This is a genomic window from Chlorogloeopsis sp. ULAP01 (assembly GCF_030381805.1).
Lineage (GTDB): Bacteria > Cyanobacteriota > Cyanobacteriia > Cyanobacteriales > Nostocaceae > Chlorogloeopsis.
Window position 1 is genome coordinate 17,154 of record NZ_JAUDRH010000005.1, and the last position, 26,998, is coordinate 44,151.

Sequence of the window (26,998 nt, forward strand, 5' to 3'; positions counted from 1 at the left end):
CTAATGCTAATGGCTAATTGGAATTAGCCATGAGGGATTTGACGTAGACGCGATCGCATCGAGTTGTTTCTACACCTGTTGTCGGTATATATCCGTTGCTTTCATACAACTTAACTGCTTGGGCTAAAACGCTGGCAGTTTCTATCCAGATTGAGAGAAAACCACGGGAGACGATCGCTTCTTCTAACTGTTGTAACAAATATTTTCCTAGTCCCAAACCTCTAACACTGGGCGAAAGATACATTTTGCGTATCTCGACGGCTTTTTCACCACGTTTGATGGGGTAGTATGCGCCCGTACCAACTATTTGATTTTGGTGTTCAATTATCCAAAACTCTCCCCTTGTTGCTAAGTAATATGCTTCTACTTGCAGTACATCTTGATCTGCACCGTTTGGCTCCCAACCCAAACCATATTCCAATAATACTGATCGAATTACTTCTGCTGCGGGAATGCGATCGCGCTGTTGCCAGTCACGAATTAAAAAATCTCGGTAATAGTGATAAGTCATTAGTCATTAGTCATTTGTTAGTAGAGGAGGCAGCGCGTTGCAAAAAGAAGCGCCCTGCGGGTTTGTTGATAATCTTGTTGTTCAAACTGATAATTTATCTTCTAAACCCGCCCGTACAGTGGTTATTTTCCCCTCTGCTCCTGTGCTTTTCCCCTAACTGTGAATTCTCGGTTCAGGATGTAAATTTGCCAGTAACTTACTTTCAATCACTGCTAGTTCATCTAAGCGTTGCCTGACAATTTCACGGTCAAAATAAGTATCAGCTAGTACCCAATATATACCAAAGTGTCTCGCTTCTGAACTCATCAAACCTTCATAAAATGTCGCCAATTCTGGCTCAGGGCAGTGAGTAGCCAATAATCCTAAGCGTTCGTGACTGCGAGCTTCAATTAAACCACTCACAAGCAAGGAATCCAAAAAGCGATCGCTTTCTTGAGGGCGAATTTGGGCTTTCAAACCCGCACCATAAGGAGGCGGTGTTAAGGGGCGCATGGGTATATTCCGGCGTTCTAGCCATTGATTCACTTGCTCAAAATGTTCTAGTTCTTCACGAGCAATTTTAGTTAATTCTCTTACCATCCGCGCATTAGAAGGGTAGCGAAAAATCAAATTCAAAGCGACACCAGCAGCTTTGCGTTCGCATTGAGCATGATCGAGGAGAATGGTGTCTAGATTTGATATGGCCTGCTCCACCCAATTGGCACTTGTGGGTTGTTTCAAAATGTTGATAGTCGGCAACACAGAAGAAAACACGGCTAAATGTCAGAAAACTCTAGATATATCGTATCTTGTGCTAAGTAAAAGGCAGAAGGCAGAGAGCAGCGCGCCCTTAGGGGTTCTCCCCGTTGTAGCGACTGCAAAGAGGCAGAAGGTAAGACATGGATAAAGAGAGACGAAGAAAAGTTTGTGTATAAATTTGCATTTCATTTATATTTGCGCTTAAATCCAAAATAATACAAACATTTATTTTGTTGTTAATTACATCATAGGTTTACTGCCTCCACATATTTCTGGAGTAAGGAAGTTACCTAAGCTCTATTTGCAAATTTGTGGTAATTTGATTTATTTCTCATTAGGGTTTTTTTGCAAATGAATTAACGTATTATAAATTTGACGTTTTAAGTCTTCATTATTCTGTAACTCAACAGTAATTTTATTAAATTGTTCAGGTGTTAGCCCATTTTCTTTAACTATCTCTTGAGAACGATTACAGTAGTTGACCGCTATATCTCTAGCCTCACTGGGAATGTTATTTAAGCTATTGGGATCGTTACAAGCCATTTTAGGAACTTCTCTGTTCCCAATTATTTTCTTGATGTTTTCAAAAGCTTGTTGACGTGCCGACTCAATTTTGATGAGGGCTCTAGAGTAGCCCATTATTTCGGGATTTTTATCTGCTGGGATAGTTTGTGATGGGCTTTGAGCATCCACTTTTGTATTCCACACAAACATGGTAGTTACCCAACTAACAATACTAAGAGAACTAACAAGTAAGGAGTGAAAAATTATCTTAGCTAGGCTTGATTTGCGAAAAAGGCAATCAGATCTGTTCATTATGCTATGTACAAAACAACTACACTGAGACTTCTGTTAACCACAATGAATTATTTTATAAGAGAGAAGTTCCAGGAAAATACTGAATTTATTCTGTGAATGGTACTTTGATCTCACATCTCTGTCTTTATTTACTATTTTCCTTGGCATACTTGACAAAGTTCAATTACTTTCGTTTGCAGGGTTAATATCTCTGTTGCTCCTTGCTTTAAACTAACTTCTAACTCCAGTAGTAAAGGTAAACAAGCAATTAATTGCTTTACAGAAAGGAATTTTACTTCTTGTTGTAAAAAGTAGATGCGCTTGGGGTTCCTAACTTCAGCAGCTTGGGCGATCGCTTGTAAGTTTTTTTCACTACTTTCCACGATCATCTTTACCCATAACCAGGTACGAAATTGACCAATGAGTGTGGCAACTATGCGCAAAGATGGCTCACAAGCATTAATGAGATCCGCCAAAATAGCTAAAGCTTTGGCTACGTCACCTATTTTGATCGCAGCTGCTAGTTGCAAGCTATTTTGATTGGTGTTTCTGACTAGCTGGGCAACGGTGTCTACATCTTGTGGTTTGTTGTTGCCGCCAGTATACAGTAGTATTTTTTCTAGCTCATTGTACAGCAGTCGTGTATCATTGCTTACGGCTTCTGCTAACATCTGCGCTGCTTCAGGAGTTAATTTTACGCCTACAACTTGAGCAGCTTGTTGAACTGATTGTAGCAGCAGTTCTGTTTTCCAAGGTGGAATCAGCGAGAATTCGCGAAATTCAGTAGCAAATTTTTTTAAAAGCTTTGTAGATTTCAGTCTTTCATCAGGTTTACTACGGCTTGTCAGCAATAAAAACGAATCTTCAGGAATGATTGGCAAAGTGCGTGTCAATTCAGATAAGACATTTTCTGGACAATGCTGACACAGTGTAGAATTTACAAGCCACACCAAGCGTCCTCCAGCACCAAATGGTGGTGTCATAGCTTGATTTAAACCAGCAATAACGGCATCAGATTGCTCTGGCGGAAAAGCTGTATAGTTAAAAGTTGTCCACAAAGGATCGAGGATGCGATCGCGCAAAGCGGTAATTGCTTTTTCAATCGCAAAATCATCCTCACCCCAGTAAACGTAGATTGGCATAGGGAACCTCGATGAAAAGGAAATCTGGGGATTGGGGACTAGTTACTGGGTATCGAATTTGGGCATTAGATTCTGTACAATCTATATTTTATATCCCCACTAGGGGCGGCATTTTCTCGTCACTCCTCTTTTTTGCGGTGGGGGTTGTTCACCGCAACTAGTTAATTTTTAATTTATGTTATCCTTCACACCAAAAAGCTAAATACTTTTTAAGTCACTAAATCAATGCGGATAAGTTTGCCTAAAATCAATAAGCGTAAGAACATGAGGATATGAAGATTGGACGACAACTATCAAACATACTTAAACCGGGTAGCACGGATGACGCTCCCAGAAGCGTACAAATCCCAAGTCCAGCATATCCAGGAATCCTCTAAATTTCAGCCTACACCGGATGGGGCAAGACAAGCTGTATCTTTTCCTGGTTATACAGTTATTACTCCACCTTGGGAAGAAGAAACAGAAAACTCTAATTTCTATGCCAAGTTAGAGGCTTACCAACAAGAACTCTTGCAATTGCCTGTTGGTTCTAATTTGATTGTACCTGTTCCACCTGCTAGCTTTCATTTAACCTTAGCAGATCTAATTTGGGACAGCGCTTTTCGAGACGCTTGTGAAAAAAATCCTAAATTTGAACAACAGTTACGCTCTTGCTTTACCGAAATTTTCCAGCAATATCAACAGTCTATGACAGGTTATTCTGCTCCAATTCGCTGGCAAACATTGGGACTGATGATTATGCCAAGAGCTGTAGGTGTTTGTTTAGTTCCTCAAGAAGAAAAATTTTACGAGCAAGTTGTAAATTTACGCCGGGCAATTTATCAAAATCCTCAATTAATTGGTTTAGGTATTGAACAACAGTACCATTTCACTGCCCACATTACATTGGGCTATTTTGGAGAGGTTCCTCTTGAATTAGATCGCGATCGCCTTGTGAATGTATTTTCACAAATCAATCAACAATGGTTGATGAATCCATTAGATTTTGTAGTAAATTGTGCCGAACTACGAAAATTTGATAACATGACACAGTATTATCGTGAGCCAGACTGGCCAATTCTAAACTTTAGTTAATGGCTAAGGTTTAATAGCTAATGGTTAATGGCTAAAATAAACTATTAACTATTAGCTATCAACTATTGACCAAAATTTGAAGATTGTTGATACGCAAGGTAAATAGCTTCTAAAAATAGTTCAGGGCTAACACGTTCTGGTAATTTTTCTAAATTAATAATAGTTTGAACTTGCTTGGCTAGTCGCAGAGCTACTGACTCCCTTCCTTTTTGTGACATTCCTTTACGTCTGAGCAAATACTCACGAATTACGGCAAAATCATCAGGTAACATTGCTGATACATTTGCTGTTTCTAGCAATTCTTGACATATTAACTTTGCCTGTTCAGAAATAGTAAAATTTTTGGATATAGAAGGTGGTTGAGCTTGGATGACAATTGTACCAGCTACCCAATCGCCCACACGCTTTTCACGACGACCAAAAATAATAAAAAATGTACCCAAAAATAAGGTATCGTCTATAGGTCGCAGTAAAGCACGTAGGGCTGCTTGCTGCAATCCAATCGGACGTCCGTTGTCTTTAAGAACACGAATTTTGGCTATGCGTTTGCCGGGAGTTTGCCCTTGCCATATTGTCTCAAAAAAGACAAAATATCCTGTGTAAATAAAATAATTGATTAATAAAGCGATCGCATATAGCCAAATACCAACTTTTTCACTATTAAAAATATTTGTTAACCAATCTATTAGTTGTACTGAAATTAATAACCATGCACTGATGAAGGTAATAAAAATTAAAGCCAAAACATGATAATCAATTAGTAATGCCCAAGCACGACTGCCTATTCCTGCTAAAACAAATTCTAATTCTACACTTTCTGGAGTTTGGTATTTAATACGATTAAAAATATGCATAACAGTCAAATTATAATGATATTTAAATATCTTGTTCTCGTAACTTTAAACCTAAACCTTCTTTACGACTTCTAATATCATAGTAAACCACAGCTTTCAGAGCTTGCCAAAATGGTAAAATAACTGCTCCACTACCAAAGCTTAAAATTATGGTTAATACAAAAAAAATCAGACCAAAAATTATAGGTTCCTGTCTAATAAGAGGTGCAAAGATTCCCTGTAGAATAAAGCTAATAATTTGCGTAAATATCTGAATAGGTATTGTAATTAAAAATCCAATTAGTGAAATAGAAAGAATTCGCCATACATAACCTTGAGTTAACTCCCAGCTTCTAGATATTGTTGACGTGCTGTTAATATTATCTTCAATAGAAAGAGGAACTTCCACTAAATAAAACCGTGTCATTAACCATAAAATAGCTACAATTATCAAAAACATAAATACAATAGCTATTAAACCAAAGATGTTATATGCAGTTGGATTTGCTTGTTGACCTATCCCACCAACTAGTAATGCTGATAAAATACTAAAAACTAAAAATAAAATTACAATACCAATAACAATTCCCACACCTAAAAGTAACATTAACAGCATCGTAATTAGATACTGCCATAACTTAGAATTAACAAAACGCTGGCCAGAGGGAATACTTTCAGGTTGATTAACCAACTCGGCAAATGCTAAACGGGAAATTAGAGCTGTGAGGGCAAAAAACTTTGCCCAACCATAAATTGGAACAAAAAGCCACACATAAGCTTTGAGAGCAAGTAAGAAATATTTCTTTAGATGAGAACGATATAGTAAAAATCCTGTACTGACGACATTACCTATACTTAATGGTTGTAGAGGGCTATAAGAACCGTGATTAAAAGACATGATGTCTTATGCTCCTGTGAGATGCAGTAGTAAACTTGAGGCTATCTTAAGTTAACTTAAACTCAGTGTTCCCAAAATTTATGAATATTCAACGTTGGATTTCGCGACGAGAACCAAATTGGCAACGTCTGGAGGCTCTGTTAAGACAAGTAGAAACAAAAGGACTTAAATCTTTGCAAGCAGCCCAAATCAAAGAGTTAGCTAGTTTATATCGTTCGATATCGGCAGATTTGGCACGCGCTCGCACTCAACAAGTCAGTCATACATTGATACAAAATTTACAATCATCAACAACTCGTGCCTATACGCAAATATACCAAGGTTCACGCCGACAAGAATGGGATGCAGTATTGAATTTTTACCGTTGGGGATTACCAAATATAATCCAAAAAACATTCCCATATATTGCTTTTGCCACAGCTTTATTTGTGCTGGGGGCGCTGGTTGCTTGGTGGTATGCTTGGCAAGATCCCAGTTTTATGTCGCTGATTGTGCCTGAAAGTTTGATTATTAGAGTGCGCGATCGCGGTGAATTGTGGATGGGTTCAATTGTCGGTATCGAACCTCTGGCAACTAGCAACATTATGACGAATAACCTGTCGGTGTCTTTTGGTGCAGTGGCTGGCGGAATCACAGCTGGGCTGTATACAGCGTTTTTAATGGTATTTAACGGCTTGATGATTGGTGCGATCGGCACTTTAGTCGGACAAAATAATCTTGCCTATCCTTTTTGGGGGTTCGTATTTCCCCACGGTTCTTTAGAATTACCTGCGATATTTTTTGCTGGTGGTGCTGGATTTTTATTAGCAAAAGCAATTTTATTTCCTGGAAAGTATCGCCGTGCTGATGCATTAAAGTTCTACGGTTCTCAAGCAGTGCAATTAGTATTTGCTATTGTGCCAATGTTGATTATTGCTGGCATAATTGAGGGATTTATATCTCCTAATCCTCTCGTGCCAACACCTTTTAAATACCTGTTTGGAATGGGATTATTTGTGTTATTAGTTGCTTATTGCAGTCGTAGAAAAAAAGGATAATTTTTTGAAATTTACGTTTGAATGAAAAAGTGAGTTCGGCTAATTTATTATTAAAGATTAACTATTAATTGCTCGCCGATCGCTACAGAACCATCGCTAATTATCTGCGCCAAAACTCCAGTCTGTGTATGATGAAAATGTGTTTGCAGCAGAGAAAGTAGATTTGTATCTCTTTCCCCTGTTTCAGGATTCACATCAATATTTAAACAACGATTAATTCTTGCTGTAATAGCAATTCGCGCTGTTCCCAGTTGGATTTCTTGCCCTACCCAATCAAATTCTTGCCAAGCGGATACACCCTCAACGACGATATTAGGACGAAACCGTTGTACATCTATTGGTTGTCTAGCCAACTCACTTAAATGGTTAATAGTTTCCCGACTGATAAGGGAAATATGTACTGCTTCTCGGTCGGGATAGCGTGTTTTGTAAAATTCTCCCACTAGTTGCAAAGGTGAGCGTTGAGGATGTCTCGCAGCTTGACTGGGGTAAATTCCTGCTAGGTAGCCAGTGAAAAAGGCAGAAATTAAATCGCGTCCTTTATTAGTATTGGTATCGGCAACTAATAACTCTACACCTTTACGCTTGACTGTCAAAGTGCCGCTAGCCGACTCGTAGAAACAATCTAACGCCGCTAGCCCATGCCAGTCATTTTGCATGGCAAAGTTATGTTTCTTCATCCAAGGCACGCTTGTAAAGACAGTATCTATTACATCTTGCTTGTACATCAAAGCAAAAGCGCGATCGCCTGGTATGCCATGCCCTACTTGCAGGTTAACGCGATCGCACTGGTGGGCGCTTAAGCCTTTAAATGGATAAATAAATAATTGCTGAACAGAAATTTTGTTCATAGGAAATGGGTACTGGGTACTGGTGATTCGGGATTAGATCTATAATTTTATGTTCCACGCCCTAGCCCCCCCCTAGTCCCTAGCTTCCAGTCTTTACTGGAATGTTGCCACCAGGAGTTCCTCCTGTGATGCTGCGGAAATACAAACCCCCGACTGTTAGCAAAAATAAGACATATCCTACAGCTTGTACGAGATAGAGATGTTGTCTATAACCAAATAAAGCTTTGAGCACAATACCAGGAAATTTTTCATCGGGCAAAATATTGGCAGTGTTCCAAACCATTGGCCCTAAAATGCAAGAGTGGATTTTGGTAAACCTTTGATAATAAAAACAAAGACTTTCTGAGGCACGGTTACTAAGAGCAAGGTTAGCGACAGCCTCATCAAAATTATGTAATGCTGACACCACCAATCCACCAACAATCAATACCAACAAAATACCCATCACTTGGAAAAATTGCTTGATATTGATTTTGACACCCCATTTAAACAGAAGTACACCTACAAGTGCAGCAACTGCAATACCAGCAATCGCACCGAGGCTGGGAATTAACCCCTGTTGAAAATTGGCAGCGATAAACAGAACAGTTTCAAAGCCTTCGCGTACAACTGCAATTAAAATTAAGCTAAAAATTCCCCAACCAGCATTAGAGTTACTTTTTAAAGCATCTGTAACCGCTCCCTCAACTTGGGCTTTCATAAATCTGGCTTGTTTAGTCATCCAGATGAGCATCCAACTGAGCATGGCGATCGCCAAAACGCTGAAAGTAGCTTCCATTAATGGTTCAACTACAGAGGTGTACTGAGGATTAAAATTCCCTAGTACTTGAATCAACAAACTGAACAGCACACCTATAAGTGCGCTGATGACAATGCCAACTCCGACACCAGCATATACCCAAGGGTTGAGCCGAGTAGCTTTTGCTTTTTTGAGCAAAGCCATAACAATACCAACAACTAAGGCAGCCTCCACTCCTTCTCGGAGTGTAATCACAAAAGTAGGTAAAGCAGTACTAAAATCCATCAGTAGTCCTTTGTCTTTTGTCTTTTGTCATTAGTCACAAGCCATAACTAATGAACGCCAGTCACCCCAAGTCGGGAAACCCGCCCCAGGTGCTGGCTTCTAATAACTAATAACTAATGACTATTAACCGAAATCGCGTAACATTTTTTTCAGTTCAAGATTATGCATCTCTTCCTGCCCAATCATGGTTCGAGCGAATTCCTCTAGATAAATACTGGCATTAGTAACAGCACCTAGCAGTTTTTTATACAAATCTAGAGCTTTCTTTTCGTGTGCCAAACTTTCTTCCAAGATGTCTTTAACAGAGTGTTTGTAAGATTCTTCCATCGGCGCAATTTTAAGACTAGGATGCCCATCTAAACCTGTGAGAATTTCTCCTACCTGTTGGGCATGAAGTAAAGACTCACTTGCTTGCGCTTTGAAAAAATCTACGATGGGAATACGATAAGGTCCGTTAACCATCAAGGAATAATGTGTATAACGCACAACTCCTGCTAGTTCAAATTCCATGATGGAGTTTAGCAGGTCGATTGTCTTTTTGTGGTCAAGTTCTTCCATTATTAGTTAATTCACACTAAAAGCCAAAGTTATCATTTAGGAGTTATAAGTGAGGTGAGGAATTACGAGTAATCAACAATACCATTAACTTCTATATAGACAGATTTAATCGAATATTGCTTTTGTTAAAAGCTCTTGACTAAATCAGCCACTTCTACCCATAACTCTTCACTTCTGACTAAATTTTAAACTCCTACCTTAAGATTAAAACCAAGGCTAATCCAGCTTCCGTTCATTGCGATGATTATGATTTTTGTGCTTGGGTACTAGAAGCATCAACCACTTTTTGCGATTCCTGCTCAATGGTTGTCACCAGCTTGGTTACTTCTTCTGGTGTTTTGACTGGTTTTGCTGGCGGAGTTACACTAGGCCAAACTTTTAATAGTTCAGCCATATTCGTCTCAATAGCTTTGTGCGCTGTGGGATTCTTTTTAGCTACTTGACTAGAAATACCTTTGTACAAGTCGTTAGCATACACTACAAAGCCACGGGAATCTTGATACTCAATAGCTGCCGACACTTTGCCATTGGCTATTGCCGCGCCATATTCCGAATTGGCAGCATCAAGCAAGCCATTCATCACTTGAAGAACGAATGAAGGATTAGTCCGTTCAGTTTCACTTAAAGCAGCGATCGCTCCATCCACTGCTTGTATAGAAGAAGTTAAATCAGTTTTTACCTTGGCATCTTTGGGTTTAGCTTTTACCAAGTCTTGCAAGCTGATCAAAGTAGTCTTGAATTCCTTAACTTTGCGTTCCTTGATCTGATCTTCTACATCAACATAAATCTCTTCCACAGGATGTCCAATATGTGGTTCTGCCTGCTTTGGCTGATTTTTATCTAATAGTTCTTGTGCTACTATCAGATGTCCTTTCATCAACCCCAGCTTGGTCATATAGTCTACATCTTTAGCTTCACCTGTAAGAACCACTTCCTCAATGGTGACTTGGTCTTTGATTTTATCAAACTGTTCCTGGGTAATTACCTTTTTAGTCACTAAATCCTCTGGGCTACCGTAGGGGCGACTTGCCTGAATTTTATGCGATAAAGCGGGTACACCTAGCTGCCCTTCAAACTTATCTAACTCGGATAAAATCGCAGTGTTAATATTAACTTTCTTGTTGCTGCTATGTCCACTATGACTTCCTGTATGTGTAGTTTTTGTTGCAGGATTGACATTATTCGGCGCGGGTGAATTTTCTGCTGTGGGTGTGCCGCTACTACAGGAGCTCAAAGTCACAATTGCACAAGCCGCAACACTTAAGCAAATATAACGGAATTTTATCATCTGTACTCCTAATAGATTTAAAAGCTAGTTATTGAAAGACTGTTAGGCTATATTTGGCAGGTAAGTTTGACACTTTGTTGTAATTTTTGCTATGTTAATTTTGCACGTAATGAAACTTTTTATCAACTAGCTATTTAATTTAAGTTACTGATTTTAACAAATTCTTTGACTTTTGTGATTAGGAACTAACGCTTGTTAAGAATATCTATTAATTAAAAGTCTAAAATGATATCAGTAAATTACTAGATTCATGCATTCCTAAAGCAGACTCTTTCACTAGTAGCCAATAGCAAACAGTAAATTACCACATTCTTCTAGAGCCTGTTTGACTAAGCAATACTAAGCATTGTGACGTTGATTGGGAGAGCCTTTCTCAGCGACTACTTCAAATTGTCCCATGCATCCATGTTCTGCGATCGCATCTTGATGAGGATGAAACATATATTTTCCCGGATAGCGAAAAGCAAACTCTAAAATGTGTCGTTCTGCTACACCCATCGTGATTACATCTGTTTTTAGGTTAGGAGTTAGAGTCATTCCTGATGGGTAAACATCAAAAAAGTTGGCATGAAGGTGAAACGTTACAGCAGGATCGAATTCAATAATGTTGAGGACGTATAGCCGAATCAACTGATTTTGGTAAATGCGAATCGGATGCTCCATGTAATAATCCGGCAAGCCATTAAATGCGTAGTATTCATTGTGGTTATCATCATTTACGTCATACCCAGCCATCACCAGGGCAATCTCATCTGCGGGTGGACGCGGAGTGGGTGGATCGATGATAAACATTCCATACAGTCCTTTAGCAATGTGCCGAGTGACAGGTTCAATATGGCAGTGATAAAGATGAACGCCAAAAGGTTCAGCATCAAATTCATAAATCGCCGCACTACCGTTGCTAACTGGACGAATACCGTCCATTGCCGCAGGATGGATGCCATGAAAATGCAGAGAGTGAGAATGCCCCGCTTTATTCAGGAACAATATGCGCACGCGATCACCTTGTTTTGCCCTCAGTGTCGGCCCTGGAATGCGACCATTTAAATCCCATATATTGTAATCAACAGCACTATTTAGCTGTATAGCCGAAGTCCCGGCAGTCAAGCTAAATTCCCGAATTATCCGCCCATTTTCCCGCTTGGGCGTTCCATAATCAAAATCTCGAATTACCTGCATAGGGTTAGCAGCACTTTTGGCGACTGCCTCCATCTCCAAGGATGGTATTCTTACCAACTGCTTTTGGACATTTAGCCTATGCCACACCACCGCTACCCCTGCTATACCAGTTCCTGCTAACCCAAGTTTCAACAACTGACGACGACTTACTATTTTTTCTTTATTGAGAGTAAATTTATTAGGCATAGCAGATCTTAGATTTGCAATTCCAAATAAACTGCGATTATTTTGCAATTAATTTTTATTGAAGAGGAATTAAGAATTAATGTCAATAATTTTTCAATGTTTTTATGATTGCATACAAAACTCGACTTACTTTCTACAGCACTCCGCAGAGATAAGACTTTGCTTGGTTGTACATATTACAAGGAGTTAAGTAAGTCCTTATTAATAATCATAATTAGTTTTGAGTAGTTCTTTAACAAAGATAGCGCTACTATGAGCCGCGTACAAATATCCTACTTTTTTTACATAGCTTGGTTTTTTCTCGGTGACATAATTGATATTGTGCTGATGTCAACAAGTTCGCTCACAAAAAAGGTTTTATTTATATAACTAAGCTGTTACTAACCATATGTAAGTAATATACTTAGAACATGATGATCTAGTAATTATCTATACTTAATATGGAAGATGTGGGTACTCATTAAATAAATTTTAGTTAGTTTAAATAAGCATTTTTGTAAATGTTTGACACAAATTTTGTGAATTATAAAAAGTAAATTATTATATTTTTACAATTAAAAATAATGTAAAGTAATTGATAGAAAAATTCTTGTCAATAATCCTTGGGGAATACTAGTAAATCCCCCAATAGGGCATTGTAAAAGAGACCAAAAATTTGTTTTTTATTAATTTGTGCTGTAGTTTTATTAATTACTAAACACAATGCAAATAAAAACAAAAATGGAGGCACATAGTGCATATTCCTGATGGTTTTGTTTCTGTACCGGTGGCAGCAGCAACTGGTGCATTGAGTGTGGCAGCACTGGGTATTGCCTTAGGGCGATCGCGAGATGCTTTTGGGATCCGACGCGCACCTGTTTTGGGTTTAACTACCGCCTTCATTTTTGCCGCCCAAATGATTAATTTCCCTGTAGCAGGCGGCACTAGCGGTCACTTGTTGGGGGGAACTTTAGCAGCGATTGTTCTTGGCAGTCCTTGGGCAGGTACGTTGTGCATCGCTACAGTTTTAATTATTCAAGCTGTGCTATTTGCCGATGGAGGCATTACAGCTTTAGGAGCGAATATTTTTAACATGGCAGTAGTTGGTGTGTGGGTAGGCTGGGGCTTAACTCAAACTTTGCAACGTTTGCTGGGAGGAACTAGAGGAAAGTTGCCCCTAGCTGCTGGCATCGCTGCTGGCGTCAGTGTTGTAGCAGCCGCGATCGTTGCTGCAATCCAATTGGCACTTTCGGGGACTGCACCTGTGAACATAGTTTTACCAGCAATGACAGGTGTGCATATTTTGATTGGTGTGGGCGAAGGTTTGATTACCGGGGGTGTATTAGCTTATCTATCGACAGCACGGCCAGATTTGTTACCAGGAACACAACAGCAGTTACAAGGATGGTTAGTACCAGTAGTGAGTATTCTACTGATTGCTGGTGTATTGTCTTTAGTAGCTTCAGCATGGCCAGATGGTTTGGAGAGAGTTGCCGAAGACTTAGGTTTTATTAACTTAGCAGAACAAATACGAGTATCAGTACCAACACCCTTTGCTGACTACAGCATAGAGGGATTAGGCCCGATTGGCACAAGTATCGCTGGAATTCTTGGATCTGGCGTTTGCTTTGCTGTTGCCTTTGGTATTGCACAAGTGGTGAAACCAAATAATGCTTAGACTGTCATTACCGTTACGTTTACATCTATCTTTAGTGATTGTAGTCGGAACAGCTTTACTAAAGTACCATGCTTGGTATTGGCTGGCTGCATATGGTATGATCGCATTTATTTGGGCTGTCCTATTACGCGTACCCATTCGCCAACTTACAGGATTATTGGGTGCAGAATTAATTTTTCTGTCTTTTTTAGCATTACCTTTGGGATGGGAGCGAGCTAGTTTTCTGCTTGTTCGTTCTTTGATTTGCTTGATCACAATGAATAGTTTTTTGTTAACTTTGCCGCCACACAGCTTTGGCATTGCTCTCAAGAGTTTACCCGTTCCAGGTGGTTTAAAGGAAAGCTTGCTATTATCTGGACAATATATAGAAATTTTGCTGGATGAAGTAACGCGAATGCAGCGTGCAGCGCAACTTAGAGGAATGAATGGCACTGCTGGATGGTTGCGATACACTAGTGCTGCTATGATCGGCAGCTTGTATCTGCGGAGTTTAGACAGGGCAGAAAGAGTTTATGCCGCAATGGTAGCTCGTGGTTATCAAGGTACACTACCAGTAGATTCCACATTAAAAGCAAAAGAGCGTTTTGTCGTGCTGACAGCTTTTGCGATCGCTTTTTGTTTGACACTAACCTCTTATCAAATATTGGGTTTTGAACTCATAACTCACAATTAGCTATTAGCTATTATTAACCACTGTACGGGCGGGTTTAGAAGACAAATTGTCTTTTTCAGCCCAAAAATCATCAGCAAAACCCGCCTCTACTAACCACTAACTCCAAGAATGTCACAAGCCTTAGTAGTTCAAAATTTAGTTTATACTTATTCCAACTCTAAACCTGTTTTACAAGAAATTTCTTTTACCCTCAATGCAGGCGATCGTGTAGCTTTAATGGGACCAACCGGTTCTGGGAAAAGCACCTTGCTTGAAAATATTATCGGCTTAAAACAACCCCAAAGCGGGAAGATTTGGATTAATGGTATTCCCGTAGAACCAAAAACTTTACCACAAGTGCGTCGTCAAATCGGTTTTGGTTTTCAAGATGCCAATGACCAACTTTTCATGCCAACAATACTAGAAGATATTACCTTCGGGCCACGTAATTACGGTGTATCACCAGCAATAGCAATTGACAAAGCCAGGCAACTTTTAGCTGATTTTGGTTTAGAAGCTTACGCCAACCGTTCTGCTCACGAATTGTCTGGAGGGCAAAGACGCCTTGCTGCTTTAGCTGCAATTTTAGCCCTCGAACCCGAAATTTTGATTTTAGACGAGCCGACAAATGGACTTGATCCGTCATGGCGTCGTCAATTTGCTCAACTATTATTACAGTGGCAAGGAAAGGTGATGTTAATCGCATCACATGATTTGCATTGGTTAGGCAAGGTTACTCAACGTGCTTTAGTGTTGTCTGGGGGTTGTATTCAAATAGACACTGAAATTCAGTCACTGTTACGAGAAGCAGATACTTTGGAAAGGCTAGGTTTACCCGTAGATTGGTGAAGTTATTCAGAAGGCAGATGGCAGAAGGAAAAGATATCTAATTTCTAGAAATAAGACCTACTTAACAGTCTAATAACTAGTTAGTAGAGGCAGGTATATTTTAAATTTATTTTTCATCCTAAAATTGGCTTGAGTAATGAATAGCCAAGAACGCCTATTGCTGTGCGATTTGTTGACAAGCTAGGCGTTCTTGACAAGAATCATCTAAAGAAATCAAGTTGATAGAGCTAGTTATTGCCAGGTTCTAGCGGCATATTTTTACTTAGCTGTCTCTAATGGTTCGTTTGTGACTTGCGCGTCCTCTACGAAGACACCGTCTTCACTGGTGAGGATACCGCTCATTTGAGTTCCTTGGGGTGTCTGAGCCACGCGACCAACTCCTGATCCGATTGTGCCGCTACCTGCGGTATACAGCACGTTGCCACCTGCACTTAACTGCTCGGCAATATCTGCCTTGAGCGAATCGCGGACGACTCTTTCGGCTTCTTCTGCCAGTGCAGTTTCTAAAGCTTCCAATTGTGCCTCCTGGTTGTGCTCAATCGCTGCTACAATCGCCGAACTGCCTGGAGGTAAGGCTGAACCAATTTCTTTCATTTCAGCCTTGAGTGGAGCGTTCTTCAACTTACCAATGAGTGCTCCGATCGCACCACCGCCCGCCGCAATCGCTGCAACCGACGGTGCAGCTAGTAGCCCAACCAAGCCACCGAGTATACCACCGGTAACCAAGCCTTTGGCTGTGCGATGTTTTGCATCAGTAATCTTAACTTTACCGTTAGTGTCTTTAACAACAACTGCGGCATCTTGGATACTGATTAACCCTGCCTTTTTACCCTGCTTGAGATCTGTCATGACTTTACCTGCACCGTCGGGTGTGCTGAACGCTGCCACAATAACTTGAACTGGATTGTTACTCATGATTCATTTCTCCTTTTTTGCTCTTGATTGAAAGGTATGAATTGTCGAAATCCACGCTAGCCAAATACTGTGACATCAGGCTTGAAGGCAGTTGTGTTAGACAAGTAGCTTAACGGAGCATATTCTGAACAGAATCTAACTAGACAGTCAGGGCTTCTTTCGCTAAGGTAGATGCCTGCTTAAGCTTTTCCTGCCGTTGTGCTACATCAGACTGAGTTTCTGCAATCTGCTTCTGTATCTGAGCTTTTCTTCTGTCGCTAGCAATTTTTGCCTGCTCTTGCAGTACATTGACTTTGTCTTGAAACTGACGATTGGTTTCTTCCATCCACTTGTTTGCCGCATCAACCTTGGATTGGAGTTTGCTGCGAGTGGCATCAATTTTGGCTTGGAGTTTAGCCTGCTGTTCTGCCGTTGCTGCATTGAATTCTTCCTCCAATGCTTGCAGTTCTGCTTGAGTCTCTCGGATTTCGCGATCAAGCTGATCGTCAATGACTTCGGTGCGGAGTTTACGGAATACTGTTCCTGCCAGTGGTTCCATTGATGTGTCGAGAGGAGTTGTCCAGTATTCATCAATGGATGCCACAACCGCTGCTTTACCTGGAGTTAGAACTCTGCTGACATCATCGAGAAACTCAAGGTCAATACCCATCTGGGATATATCGCTCACTGCTCCGCCAAGAGAGCCGCTAGCCATTCCTACAGCCATGCCAACAGGGCCTGCAAGCATACCCACCATGCTGCCTAGGGCTGCACCGAAGAGGGTTTCAAGGGGGCCTGCATCGGCTTGGCGCACATCAACTTTACCGTCTGTATCCTTAGCAATGACTGCGATCGCATAGAGGACTATATCTGCCTGCTGATGCAGCTTTCTAAGTTCGTTCAAACCACTGTAAGCTTTGCTTTCGTTGTCGAAAACGACTACAACCATTTTTTCCATGTTGGTTTGCTCCTTAGTTTGAGTTGGAGAGTAATCATTGGATTAGCTTTCAGATTTGAGCTAACCCAAAAACAGCTGTGTAGGCGTTCTCGGAGCATGGGTTTTGAGGTGAAATAAATCTCCGACGTAGAACCCCTATTAAATTTTCTTGTCGCTCACTGCCACAGATTAAAGATGTAGTATCTAGAGCAGTTAAATAGGTGTCACCGAATTTCATGATGCTGAGACCAAATTTTCTAAAGGGTGTTGGAGCAAACTCACGGGCTGCAAGTCAAACACATGGTAGCCCCATCCCGGTATATCAAAATACAGACCAGAGACTAGACTGTCACCGGAGCGCTCATAAACAATAGGATTCATTAAATCCTTGAGGTGAAATGACTTGCCTGTTAAGTCGTCGTCAGGCAGAGTTACATAACACTGGCTCTGATAGGGTGCGTAGTTCACAATCACCAGCAACCGATTTTGTCCGGGTTCTTGCCAAGAAAAGCTGATGAAATTATTCCACGTCCAGTTGCCATCCCAGGCGGGAGTGCAGTTGAGCAGTCGCCAGGAGCCTTCTCGTACAACGGGTAGCCGTAAACAGGTTAGCAGTTTGTAGTAGAAGGTATGTAGTTCTTCGTTAATAATTTCGGTGGGGCCTCTTTGGAGATGCACCGAAATCTTATGTATAAAGCCCTCTAGCTGCCCCTGATGTAGGAAGCGCAAACCTGGACTCAAAAAGGTGAGGATGGCGGCAGCACGATGCACATCGAGTGGAAAAGTAGCAGCAGCACGAGGTTCGTCATGATTTTCTAGAAATCGAGCAGACTTATTCTGATAGTTTATGTCTGCCCAAAAATGTTCGCGCACGGGTTGGGCGTGTTGTTCGCGCAGGCGATCGTAAAGGCGTTTGTCGTAGGTGTAGTCAAAACCGTACTGTTGTAGAGTCCACTCCAAATCCCAATAAACTTCCGCCATGAAGATGAAGCCGGGATAATGTTGCCGTACTTTTGGGATGGCGATTTGCCAGAATGGTTCGGCTGCAATGCCCCAGGTGCGCTGAAAAATCTCTGGCAGAATCAGCATTGCCATATCGCACCGTATCCCATCACACAACTGAGCAATTGTCAACAATTCACCTAGCATTGCCGCTTGCAGTAAGGGATTCCCATAGTTGAGTTGGAGTGTTCAGGCCAACCAGCAAAGTAGGGATCGCGTCCGTAGGCAAAGATGGCTTCACCAGAGGGTAAGGACATTCGGCAATAGTTTTGAGGTTGTTGTGCTAGTAATGCTTCGGTTCCTTGAACAAAAAAATCGGGGTGAGTTTGCACCCAGGCATGATCAACAGCCATGTGGTTGGGAACAAAATCCAACATCAGTTTGAGTTTGCGCTGGTGGAGACGATCGCGCAGTCGTTCCATCGCTGGATTGCCGCCCATGCGATCGCTGACAATATAATTTTTAATGGCGAAACAAGAGCCGCAGATATCTTCATCGGACAAGTCGCTCAACAATTGCCGATATTCCTCTAACCACTCTGGGTTCGACAGTGAAACACTTCGCCCCGCATCCCCTGTTTGCCAAACCCCCAGGAAATAAACCCAATCAAATCCCAAACTGGCTATTTCATCTAGGGCTGTGTCAGGAATATCATCTAGTGTCGCTGGACGATGCAATTGTTTAGATAGCAATTGTATCCAGACACGAGTATTGACCTGATATAAAAGGGGATACATAGGTTTTAGCATAGCTGTGGACTTCCCATTGTTGTATGACTCTACCATTCACGCTGCTGGGCAAGTACAAGAACTTAGAGAAGAGGGCTACCGTTGATAGATGCAGTAACTTAAGCCCGAAACCTTGAGAGTTCTCCAGGTGTTGTGATATCTGATACTCTTTCTTTAGTAAAGTAGCCCAAAGCGTGTATTATCCGCGCAACGCAGCCCGTCCATCCAGTTTGGTGACTCGCACCAATTCCTGCACCGTTATCCCCGTGGAAATATTCGTAGAACAAAATTAGATCGCGCCAATGCGGATCTTGCTGGAACTTCTCAGTACCGCCATAGACTGGACGACGACCAGATTTATCCTTGAGAAAAATACTCACAATTCGCTCGCTGATTTGCTGGGCGACATCGAATAGCGATAGGTGCTTACCAGATCCTGTGGGGTATTCTACGGTAAAAGAATCGCCGTAATAGGCATACAGATGAAAAAGTGCTCGCAGTAGCAGGAGATTGACAGGCATCCAGATGGGGCCGCGCCAGTTAGAATTGCCACCAAACATACCTGAGGTAGAATCACCGGGAACGTATCCTACTTTATATTCTTGTCCCGCGTGATAAAAGCTGTAAGGATGCTCTAAGTGATAGCGGGACAGGGAACGAATGCCATAATCACTGAGGAACTCTGATTCATCGAGCATTTTGGAGAGTACACAGCGCAGTTTATGTTCGTTCAAGATAGAGAGCATTAGCCGATTTCGATGTCCGGGCTGATTAGGTAAATGAATATTATGAGTAAGTTCGGGGTGCTGCATAATGAACTTTTGTGCTTCTGCCTTAAAACGTGGCAGTTTTGCAAAAGCTTCACTAGGAAAAACAACAACTGCCATCATAGACAATAAACCGACTAGCGATCGCACTTTGAGACGGGTGGACTTGCCATCGGGAAAACGCAGTACATCGTAGAAGAAACCATCTTCTTCATCCCATAGTTCGTCTTGATGTTCACCCATCCGATCCATCGCTCCAGCGATCCACATGGTGTGTTCCAAGAACTTAATTGCAAAGTCTTCGTAGAGTTGATCGTGGAGTGCCAATTCAATTGCAATCTCAAACATCTGCTGACTAAAAAATACCATCCAGGCGGTACCGTCTGCTTGATCAAGATAGCCGCCTGTAGGTAACGGTGAACTGCGATCAAACACTCCAATGTTGTCCAATCCCAGGAATCCACCTTGAAACAAGTTGTCTCCGCCTTCGTCTTTGCGATTGACCCACCAAGTAAAATTAATCAGTAATTTGGAAAAGGCGTATTTGAGAAATTCAATATCCCCGACGCCGTTGTTAAGTTCGCGATCGCGGATATAAATTTCCCAGGTTGCCCAAGCGTGTACGGGTGGATTCACATCGCTAAAGTTCCATTCATAGGCAGGGATTTGACCGTTTGGATGCAAGTAATCTTCCTGCAACATCAGCATCAATTGATTTTTGGCAAAGTCCGGATCGATCAAGCTGATAGGAATGACGTGGAACGCCAGATCCCAAGCAGCGTACCAGGGATATTCCCACTTGTCTGGCATAGAAACAATATCGTCATTATGCATATGGAACCAATCGCTGTTGCGCACATGCTTTCTTTGGGCTGCCAGTGTCCAAGGGGTGATGTTGCGCTCCCTCAGCCAATTATCCACATCGTAGTAGAAGTATTGTTTTGTCCACATCATCCCGGCTAGTGCTTGCCGCATGACATTCGTGCGATCGCTATCTGCTAGAACTGATGGTGGAGTCACGGCTTGATAGAACTCATCTGCTTCTTTGAGGCGAGTCGTAAAAATTTGGTCAAATTCAGTGCCAAATGCCTCACTGAGATGAGCCGGAGCATTTTTGGAAAGACGCAATCGGATTACCTTTGTCTCCCCGGCTCCAATGTTGATTTCGTAATGGGGTGAAACTTTTGTACCAACTTTGTGGGGATTAACGGCGTCCTGCTGTCCATTTAAAATGTAATTATTAATACCATCTTTTACATAGGGACTAGCGTTAGGTGTGTCAAACAGTCGCTGATTGTTTGTTTCATTTTCTGTAAATAGCAACGGAACCAAGCCATTACAGTAGAAGTAATAGTCGCTGATATATTGATTGAGCAAGGTATCTGTGATGTGAGCATGCACTACACTGTTATTCGTTCCCTCAACTTTTTTGAGTACAGGCTTTGTTCCACCGTTCGTCCAAGACCAAGTGTTACGGAACCACAAAGTCGGTAGCACATGAATAGGAGCTGTTTGTGATCCTCGATTAACAATACTGATTTTAATCAAAATATCTTCGACATCTGCTTTGGCGTATTCTACAAACACATCAAAGTAGCGATCATCGTCAAAAACGCCCGTATCTAAAAGTTCGTATTCCAGTTCATAACGACTGCGACGGCGATTGGTGTTGAGTAAATCGTTGTAAGGAAACTCTGATTGCGGATACTTGTAGAGATACTTCATGTAGGAATGGGTGGGCGTGCTATCGATGTAGAAGTAGTACTCTTTTACATCTTCGCCGTGGTTGCCTTCGCCATTAGTCAACCCAAATAACCGCTCTTTGAGAATAGGATCTTTGCCATTCCATAGTGCCAGTGCAAAGCAGAGCAGGTTATGGCTGTCGGTGATACCACCCAATCCGTCTTCACCCCAGCGATATGCTCGTGATCGCGCGTGATCGTGCGGGAAATAATTCCAGGCATTCCCATCGGAACTGTAGTCTTCGCGTACAGTACCCCACTGCCTCTCACTTATATACGGCCCCCATTTATACCAATCGGTTTTGCCAGTGCGGTTTTGCTCAAGCCGTTGTTCTTCCGCAGTCATAGATATCTCCTGCTCACGTGAATATTAGATTTTTAGCAGTGTAAAATCTCTAGACAGTTAATGCTGATATAATCTTTTTAATTTGTTAAACAAATGCCAGTTAGGTACAGATAATTTTTCTAGCCAAAAATTAATACCTTTTATCTTTGAGTTTATAAACATTCTGAACTTTAAAGATTAAATCATTCTAAAAATTCAAAAAACAATACATCTTAGACTACATAAATCTCAATTGAGAATAATACATTGGTCTGAAATTTATCACTCAACTGAACTTAGAAAAATTGAGAAATAAATTAATAGCTGAGTTCACTACTAGATTAGCTGGATTGTAAGCAAACAAGAAAAATTCAAGTATGACAAGCGTCTGAAAAAGCAGATGTGGCAAGTCTATTAGTCCAATTATCTTCAAAATTATTGGCAGTGATTTTGTGACACGAACATAAAAAAATATTGAATGAAAATATGAAATATTTAAACTTAGCAACTTAATAATTAAAATCATTTTTTTCAAAAGCTATGCGAGCATACATCAAAACCTGTTACATCTGGGTGTGAGATGCATTGAAAAAATAGTTTTTATTAAGTTTATTTTGTAACAGAATTAACATTACAGCAAAGAAATAAGATTGTGATAAGTAATAAATAAGATGATTTTGCAAAAAATATGCAAATTATAGCGGATGAGAACGCTTTTATCTGGGGAGCATCCCAAATGTTTGAGTTGATTTTTCAACGCAGAGAGAAGTTTGTAGGCGCGGAGCGACTTCCCGTAAGGGTGCGTCGGCTTCCGGCGATCAAAGCTTCGGTGGGAACGCAGAGTTTAACGCTTTAGGCGCTGAGTCGCAAAGCGACGCGCTACGCGAACGCCTTCCCGCAGGGTAGGAACACAGAGCGTTAATCTGAGCTACTTCGTTTGCAGTGGCGATCGCCTCATGATCTTGTCAATGTATAATGCGCCAAAATGACTTCTAGCTCTGAATTAGAATCTATTATGAGGATTCTGCTCATCCCACACCTGGCTTGGCAGATATTTGTTTCATTACAAAGACACCACTATCTCAGGTAAAAGACCATATCAGTGTTTATGGTGTAAAAATTGTAGAGGATCAGTGAGTAGAATAGGAGCAGCAGGAGAAATTGAATCTCTTTATTTACGTGATCCTGATGGTAATTTGATTGAGGTTTCAAATCATCGGAACACACCCCAAAAATACTGAATCATTGGTTACTATGATTTAGATTTTATTGGTAGTAAAGTATAAATGTCTGTTTGGCGTAAATATACCCTTATTATTCCTGTGAGCGTAAGCTTAGTTCTATTTCTTGCTAGTTGTGACGACAGCAAAGCTTCTCAATGCCAGCGACTCGTTACGGCAGTGAATGATGGCACCTCTCTTTTAGAGACAAATAAAGGCACGCAAGTGATCACAAGTTTGCAATTAGCTCAAGATTTGGAAGCTGTTGCTAAAAATATTGAAGAAAAAAACTTTAAAGATCCTAAGCTTCAAGAATTTCAAACCCGTTTTGTCAAAGTGTTTGCAACTCTTAGTCAAAATATTAACAAGGCTGGTAAAGCTCTTGGTGCAGCAAAGCTCACAGAAGCGTCATCATCTGGTAGAGATAAACTACAAAAGACTAGAGATGAAATTGATAATGCTTTAAAAGCAGCTACAATTGCTGCGAAACAATCTGATACTTTAGCAGGTGAGGTGAATAAGTATTGTAGTCAGACTGAATAGTACCACTGCCAAAAGTATCTAGATTCCAAGAAGCGATGGTGTGACGCATCAAGGGGCGACAAATACAATCGCATTTGTCGTATCAGCGTTAGCCGCCAGGAGTGCGATCGCTCTTCATAGTTTCTTGCTGCTGTGTTAGTCAATCTTTTCTGGAATATCACTGAGACAAGATGAAATTGATAACATAGACAAGACAATGGTAGTATTCCACAATAAAAATTTGGTGTGGGAGATTTGCCTATAGTCTTGTTATCGCTATACTAGATGATTAACACAAGGATTCCAAACTACCTTCTTCCTAACTATACTGTCACAGATTCAGTTTTCCTATATACACAACTCTTTATTTAGAGTGAAATGAAACTGATTCACTGTTGACAGAAAAAACTACAGTCGGCTTTTAATTGTTTTATCTGTCAACAATGTTGGTTCACGCTCACAAGGAAATAACCAATCTTCACACACGTCTTCAGAGGAAGTAGCAATGAAAGCGGATCTGATTGAATTGATAGACAGAGTTATACAAGTCTTACTAATAAATATACGTTGGATGACTTGGAATTTATTTCTGGCGTTTATACCTTTAGTTTTAAGTATTTGGCTATTTCGGATTAAACGTGGACGTTCTTGGGTTTGGTGGTTGGGTTTTTTGGTATTTTACGCTTTCTTACCAAATGCGCCTTATTTGTTGACTGATGTAATTCACCTAATTCATGATATCCGCACAATTCAATCTGTGTGGATAATTAGCCTCGTGTTAATCCCAGTGTATTTGTTAGTAATTTTGGCTGGTTTTGAAGCTTATGTCATCTCTTTAATTAATTTGGGTTACTATTTGCACCGCGTTGGCAAGAGTCAATGGATTTTTTGGGTTGAAATAATTACCCATGCTTTATGTGCTATTGGTATTTATTGGGGGCGTTTTTTGCGTTTCAATAGTTGGGATTTTGTGACTCAACCAGATGCTTTACTGACTAAAGGTATAGAAGAAATTCTTGGTAAGCAACCATTAGTTATTATTGCGATAACTTTTGGCATACTTGTTGGTTTGTATTGGTTAATGAAACGAGTGACTCTTGGTTTTATCAAGCAAAGAAATAATAATATAGATATTCCTTCTCAAGGTATCAATACTAACAACTAAATTCTCAAGATTAGGCATCAACCATTAAATATACGGACGCGATTGATTGCGTCTGTATCCACTAATTATTGTATTTGTCGCCGTGCTGCTTCTAAAAGCAGGCTTTTCTCCGCACGAGCAATGGCTTGATATGTCCTCGAAAATGCTTCTGGTTCAACGGAAATAGAAGTAATGCCCCATTGAACGAGGCTCTCAATGATCTCTGGATACAATGCTGGAGCTTGCCCACAGATTGAGCAAGGAATTCCTCCTTCTTTTGCTGTGCGAATAAGTTGAGCTATGGCACTCATTACTGCTGGATGACGTTCATCAAATGCTTGTGCTAGCTGCCCTTGCTCTCTATCTACTCCTAATAGTAGTTGAGTTAGATCATTTGTTCCAATAGAAATACCTTGCACCCCAGCTTTAACATACTCTGGCAATAAAAACAGTACACTTGGCACTTCTGCCATTATCCATAATTGAAACTGAGGCACTTGGGTTAAATTTGCTTGTTCAACTTTTTGGCGACAAAAGCGAAATTCTTCTAGGGTACGAACAAAGGGTAAAATTAGGTGGATGTTGGTATAACCAGCTTTTTGTAGGGTTGCCAAAGCTGTAAGTTCTATTTCAAAAAGGGTGGGATTTGCTAGATAACTAAAGGTACCCCGTTCTCCGAGCTTTGATGCCGCATAAGATGGTAGATTATCTCTTAAAGATGAAAATTCGTGCGATCGCCAATCCAAAGAGCGATAAAAAATCGGTCGTGGAGCAAAGCCACGAGCAAACTGCATAATTGTTTCGCACCAACGCTCTAACAATTGTGTTTGACGCCCCTCATTCAACCAAGTGTTAGGATGCTCTCCATCTAAAATAGTGAGCAACATTAGTTCTGAGCGCAATAATCCAACTCCATCCACAGGCAAGGACTGCACTTGCTCAATGAGACTCGGCTGACTCAAGTTAACTAGTAACTTAGTGGCAGTCATGGGTTGCTCGAAGTAAACCGAGTGGTTGGGTTGGTGAACAGAGAGTTTTTCTAATTGTTTTCTTGTCGAATTTTCTTCTTGTTTGTTTACATCCTCTTCTGTATTCATGCCAAGCCGATAAACTTCTCCTTTGTCACCATCTATCAGCACTCGTTCACCGTTTTGAATGAAAGTTGTGGCATTTGCTAAATTCCCTATTGCCGGAATTCCCAATTCTCTTGCCAATATTGCAGCATGGCTAGTTAATCCTCCTTGCTCAGTGATTATACCGCCTGCTTGTTGCAGGATTGGTAACCAATCTGGTGTAATGATTGATGTGACTAAAATTACTCCTTTGGGTATCTGTGTTGGTTTTTGTCGGGAATTAGCAACCACATGGGCAGTGGCTGTGACACGTCCTGCTGCTGCCCCCAATCCTTTGAGAAAATGAAAATTAGAAATACCTAATTGAGGGGCAATGACTTGTGTTAGATAAAGTGCTCTAGAAGATTCTTGTTGTGGAATTGTCCATTTTAAGGTAAAATTATTCCCAAATTCTTTGGCAATTTGCTTTGCTAATCCAATCAATTGTTGTAAGTTTTCTTCCGGTAAAGCATACTGTTTTTGTTGGTCTTCTTCTAGGAAATAGGCTTGTAAGCAATAGCACTCTAGTATTTCCCCAGACAAAGACACGTGTTGTAAATCAACTTTATAATTTGTTTTATCAATATCATAAGCCAAAGTTTTGTTCCCTAGTTGTTGCTCCAACACTGCCCCAGTTTCTGGATGAATGTAGTAGGAATCTGGTAGAACTTCGCCGTAAGCGATCGCCATCCCTAATCCCCAAGTAGCTTGAATTTCCCATCCTGAAGAGTTAGCAACGAGCAAGCCAGAGGCGATCGCATTTTGGATTGGTTGTACTAAAATTGCGAAATTAATTTGTTGCAAATCAATTTCTACCTGCTGCCAATATAGTAAACTTCTAGCTCGAAATAACTGACTCCAAGTTTGCTTGAGTGCTATGGCGATCGCTTCTGGCTCACAACAACAAACTTGCGACTCCAGCAATCCAGATATACTCCCAATAGACTGTTTCATGCTTGGAAGCATCAAGCTGGGGCGAAAAATTAGATATTTAGTTTCTAATTGCCTAGCTGCTTTGAGGATTGCGTTCAACAATTGGGGTGGTACTGTAGCATTAATTATCTCCTGACGCAGACCACTAGCTACCTGCCGAAGTTGACGCCAATTATTCACATCTAAGTGTAAAGAAGAGTGAGGTAAGTCAGCAACTAGCGCCTCTGAACTATTGAGATTTTCTAGAAATTTTCGCAAAACTGATGCTGCAATCACAAAACCAGGTAGCACCGGATAACCACGATGCATGATTTTGCTTAAATAAAAAGCTTTATCACCTACCTCGGCGCGATCTTGCAGTTTAATTTTCTCAAGCCAGTAGAGTTTGTCCACTCAG

General features: G+C 40.9%; 25 protein-coding genes. 8 read left to right on the top strand and 17 right to left on the bottom strand.

Going from position 1 to position 26,998, the window contains the following annotated elements; all coding sequences use genetic code 11:
• Nucleotides 1-13: 13 nt before the first annotated feature.
• The 4 genes from QUB80_RS10765 to holA form a co-directional block, all read right to left on the bottom strand.
• Nucleotides 14-511, bottom strand: a complete 498-nt coding sequence (locus tag QUB80_RS10765) for a GNAT family N-acetyltransferase (RefSeq protein ID WP_289789504.1) — start codon at nt 509-511, stop codon at nt 14-16.
• 153 nt (nt 512-664) lie between these two features.
• A complete protein-coding gene (locus QUB80_RS10770; RefSeq protein WP_289789505.1) occupies nt 665-1,264 on the bottom strand; it encodes a MiaE family protein in 600 nt (199 codons plus the stop codon).
• 309 nt (nt 1,265-1,573) lie between these two features.
• Nucleotides 1,574-2,065 carry a DUF4168 domain-containing protein gene (locus QUB80_RS10775; protein WP_289789506.1) on the bottom strand — a complete coding sequence of 164 codons (492 nt, stop codon included), beginning with the start codon at nt 2,063-2,065 and terminating at the stop codon, nt 1,574-1,576.
• A 134-nt stretch (nt 2,066-2,199) separates the two neighbouring features.
• Nucleotides 2,200-3,189: a DNA polymerase III subunit delta gene (gene holA / locus QUB80_RS10780; protein WP_289789507.1), complete on the bottom strand. Its 990-nt coding sequence runs from the start codon at nt 3,187-3,189 to the stop codon at nt 2,200-2,202.
• A gap of 279 nt (nt 3,190-3,468) precedes the next feature.
• Between holA and QUB80_RS10785 the strand changes: the two genes are divergently transcribed.
• Nucleotides 3,469-4,263, top strand: coding sequence for a DUF1868 domain-containing protein (locus QUB80_RS10785; RefSeq protein ID WP_289789508.1), 795 nt, complete (start codon nt 3,469-3,471; stop codon nt 4,261-4,263).
• 62 nt (nt 4,264-4,325) lie between these two features.
• On the opposite strand, the gene QUB80_RS10790 is transcribed toward QUB80_RS10785, so the two are convergent.
• On the bottom strand, nt 4,326-5,117 hold the full coding sequence (locus QUB80_RS10790) for an RDD family protein (protein WP_289789509.1): 792 nt from the start codon (nt 5,115-5,117) through the stop codon (nt 4,326-4,328).
• A gap of 22 nt (nt 5,118-5,139) precedes the next feature.
• On the bottom strand, nt 5,140-5,994 hold the full coding sequence (locus QUB80_RS10795; RefSeq protein WP_289789510.1) for a DUF975 domain-containing protein: 855 nt from the start codon (nt 5,992-5,994) through the stop codon (nt 5,140-5,142).
• Nucleotides 5,995-6,074: 80 nt separating this feature from the next.
• Between QUB80_RS10795 and QUB80_RS10800 the strand changes: the two genes are divergently transcribed.
• Nucleotides 6,075-7,031 (top strand): stage II sporulation protein M, encoded by a 957-nt coding sequence (locus tag QUB80_RS10800; RefSeq protein WP_289789511.1) that lies wholly within the window; start codon nt 6,075-6,077, stop codon nt 7,029-7,031.
• 50 nt (nt 7,032-7,081) lie between these two features.
• Here QUB80_RS10800 and QUB80_RS10805 read toward each other — a convergent pair whose 3' ends face one another.
• The 5 genes from QUB80_RS10805 to QUB80_RS10825 all read right to left on the bottom strand — a co-directional run bounded on the left by QUB80_RS10805 (nt 7,082) and on the right by QUB80_RS10825 (nt 12,117).
• A complete protein-coding gene (locus QUB80_RS10805; RefSeq protein ID WP_289789512.1) occupies nt 7,082-7,882 on the bottom strand; it encodes an MOSC domain-containing protein in 801 nt (266 codons plus the stop codon).
• A gap of 79 nt (nt 7,883-7,961) precedes the next feature.
• Complete coding sequence (locus QUB80_RS10810; RefSeq protein ID WP_289789513.1) at nt 7,962-8,906, bottom strand: FTR1 family iron permease; 945 nt, start codon at nt 8,904-8,906, stop codon at nt 7,962-7,964.
• A gap of 123 nt (nt 8,907-9,029) precedes the next feature.
• Nucleotides 9,030-9,464 (bottom strand): ferritin-like domain-containing protein, encoded by a 435-nt coding sequence (locus QUB80_RS10815; protein WP_289789514.1) that lies wholly within the window; start codon nt 9,462-9,464, stop codon nt 9,030-9,032.
• A 244-nt stretch (nt 9,465-9,708) separates the two neighbouring features.
• Nucleotides 9,709-10,752: a ComEA family DNA-binding protein gene (locus QUB80_RS10820; protein WP_289789515.1), complete on the bottom strand. Its 1,044-nt coding sequence runs from the start codon at nt 10,750-10,752 to the stop codon at nt 9,709-9,711.
• Between the two features lie 339 nt (nt 10,753-11,091).
• On the bottom strand, nt 11,092-12,117 hold the full coding sequence (locus QUB80_RS10825) for a multicopper oxidase domain-containing protein (RefSeq protein ID WP_289789516.1): 1,026 nt from the start codon (nt 12,115-12,117) through the stop codon (nt 11,092-11,094).
• A 733-nt stretch (nt 12,118-12,850) separates the two neighbouring features.
• Here QUB80_RS10825 and QUB80_RS10830 point away from each other — a divergent pair.
• The 3 genes from QUB80_RS10830 (at nt 12,851) to QUB80_RS10840 (ending at nt 15,275) form a co-directional block, all read left to right on the top strand.
• Nucleotides 12,851-13,774 (top strand): energy-coupling factor ABC transporter permease, encoded by a 924-nt coding sequence (locus QUB80_RS10830; RefSeq protein WP_289789517.1) that lies wholly within the window; start codon nt 12,851-12,853, stop codon nt 13,772-13,774.
• Nucleotides 13,767-14,447, top strand: a complete 681-nt coding sequence (locus tag QUB80_RS10835; RefSeq protein WP_289789518.1) for an energy-coupling factor transporter transmembrane component T family protein — start codon at nt 13,767-13,769, stop codon at nt 14,445-14,447. The genes QUB80_RS10830 and QUB80_RS10835 overlap by 8 nt, the downstream gene beginning before the upstream one ends.
• Nucleotides 14,448-14,555: 108 nt before the next feature.
• Complete coding sequence (locus QUB80_RS10840; protein ID WP_289789519.1) at nt 14,556-15,275, top strand: energy-coupling factor ABC transporter ATP-binding protein; 720 nt, start codon at nt 14,556-14,558, stop codon at nt 15,273-15,275.
• 258 nt (nt 15,276-15,533) lie between these two features.
• On the opposite strand, the gene QUB80_RS10845 is transcribed toward QUB80_RS10840, so the two are convergent.
• From QUB80_RS10845 to QUB80_RS10865, 5 genes are all read right to left on the bottom strand, one after another.
• Nucleotides 15,534-16,190: a DUF1269 domain-containing protein gene (locus tag QUB80_RS10845; protein WP_289789520.1), complete on the bottom strand. Its 657-nt coding sequence runs from the start codon at nt 16,188-16,190 to the stop codon at nt 15,534-15,536.
• 139 nt (nt 16,191-16,329) lie between these two features.
• The gene (locus QUB80_RS10850) at nt 16,330-17,127 is read right to left on the bottom strand and encodes a DUF1269 domain-containing protein (protein ID WP_289789521.1); all 798 of its coding nucleotides are present in this window, start codon (nt 17,125-17,127) and stop codon (nt 16,330-16,332) included.
• Nucleotides 17,128-17,340: 213 nt separating this feature from the next.
• On the bottom strand, nt 17,341-18,255 hold the full coding sequence (locus QUB80_RS10855) for an alpha-amylase family protein (protein WP_289789522.1): 915 nt from the start codon (nt 18,253-18,255) through the stop codon (nt 17,341-17,343).
• Nucleotides 18,249-18,857, bottom strand: coding sequence for an alpha-amylase family glycosyl hydrolase (locus tag QUB80_RS10860; RefSeq protein WP_289789523.1), 609 nt, complete (start codon nt 18,855-18,857; stop codon nt 18,249-18,251). Before QUB80_RS10860 ends, QUB80_RS10855 begins: the two co-directional genes overlap by 7 nt.
• 98 nt (nt 18,858-18,955) lie before the next feature.
• A complete protein-coding gene (locus tag QUB80_RS10865; protein WP_289789524.1) occupies nt 18,956-21,691 on the bottom strand; it encodes an MGH1-like glycoside hydrolase domain-containing protein in 2,736 nt (911 codons plus the stop codon).
• A gap of 667 nt (nt 21,692-22,358) precedes the next feature.
• On the opposite strand from QUB80_RS10865, the gene QUB80_RS10870 reads away from it, so the two are divergent.
• The 3 genes from QUB80_RS10870 to QUB80_RS10880 all read left to right on the top strand — a co-directional run bounded on the left by QUB80_RS10870 (nt 22,359) and on the right by QUB80_RS10880 (nt 24,577).
• Entirely contained in the window at nt 22,359-22,526 is a 168-nt protein-coding gene (locus QUB80_RS10870) for a hypothetical protein (RefSeq protein ID WP_289789525.1), read from the top strand.
• A 430-nt stretch (nt 22,527-22,956) separates the two neighbouring features.
• Entirely contained in the window at nt 22,957-23,433 is a 477-nt protein-coding gene (locus tag QUB80_RS10875) for a hypothetical protein (protein WP_289789526.1), read from the top strand.
• 484 nt (nt 23,434-23,917) lie between these two features.
• Nucleotides 23,918-24,577, top strand: coding sequence for a DUF1361 domain-containing protein (locus tag QUB80_RS10880; protein WP_289789527.1), 660 nt, complete (start codon nt 23,918-23,920; stop codon nt 24,575-24,577).
• A 65-nt stretch (nt 24,578-24,642) separates the two neighbouring features.
• Here the strand turns inward: QUB80_RS10880 and QUB80_RS10885 are convergent, their stop codons facing one another.
• Entirely contained in the window at nt 24,643-26,994 is a 2,352-nt protein-coding gene (locus QUB80_RS10885; protein ID WP_289789528.1) for a putative PEP-binding protein, read from the bottom strand.
• Nucleotides 26,995-26,998: the final 4 nt, after the last annotated feature.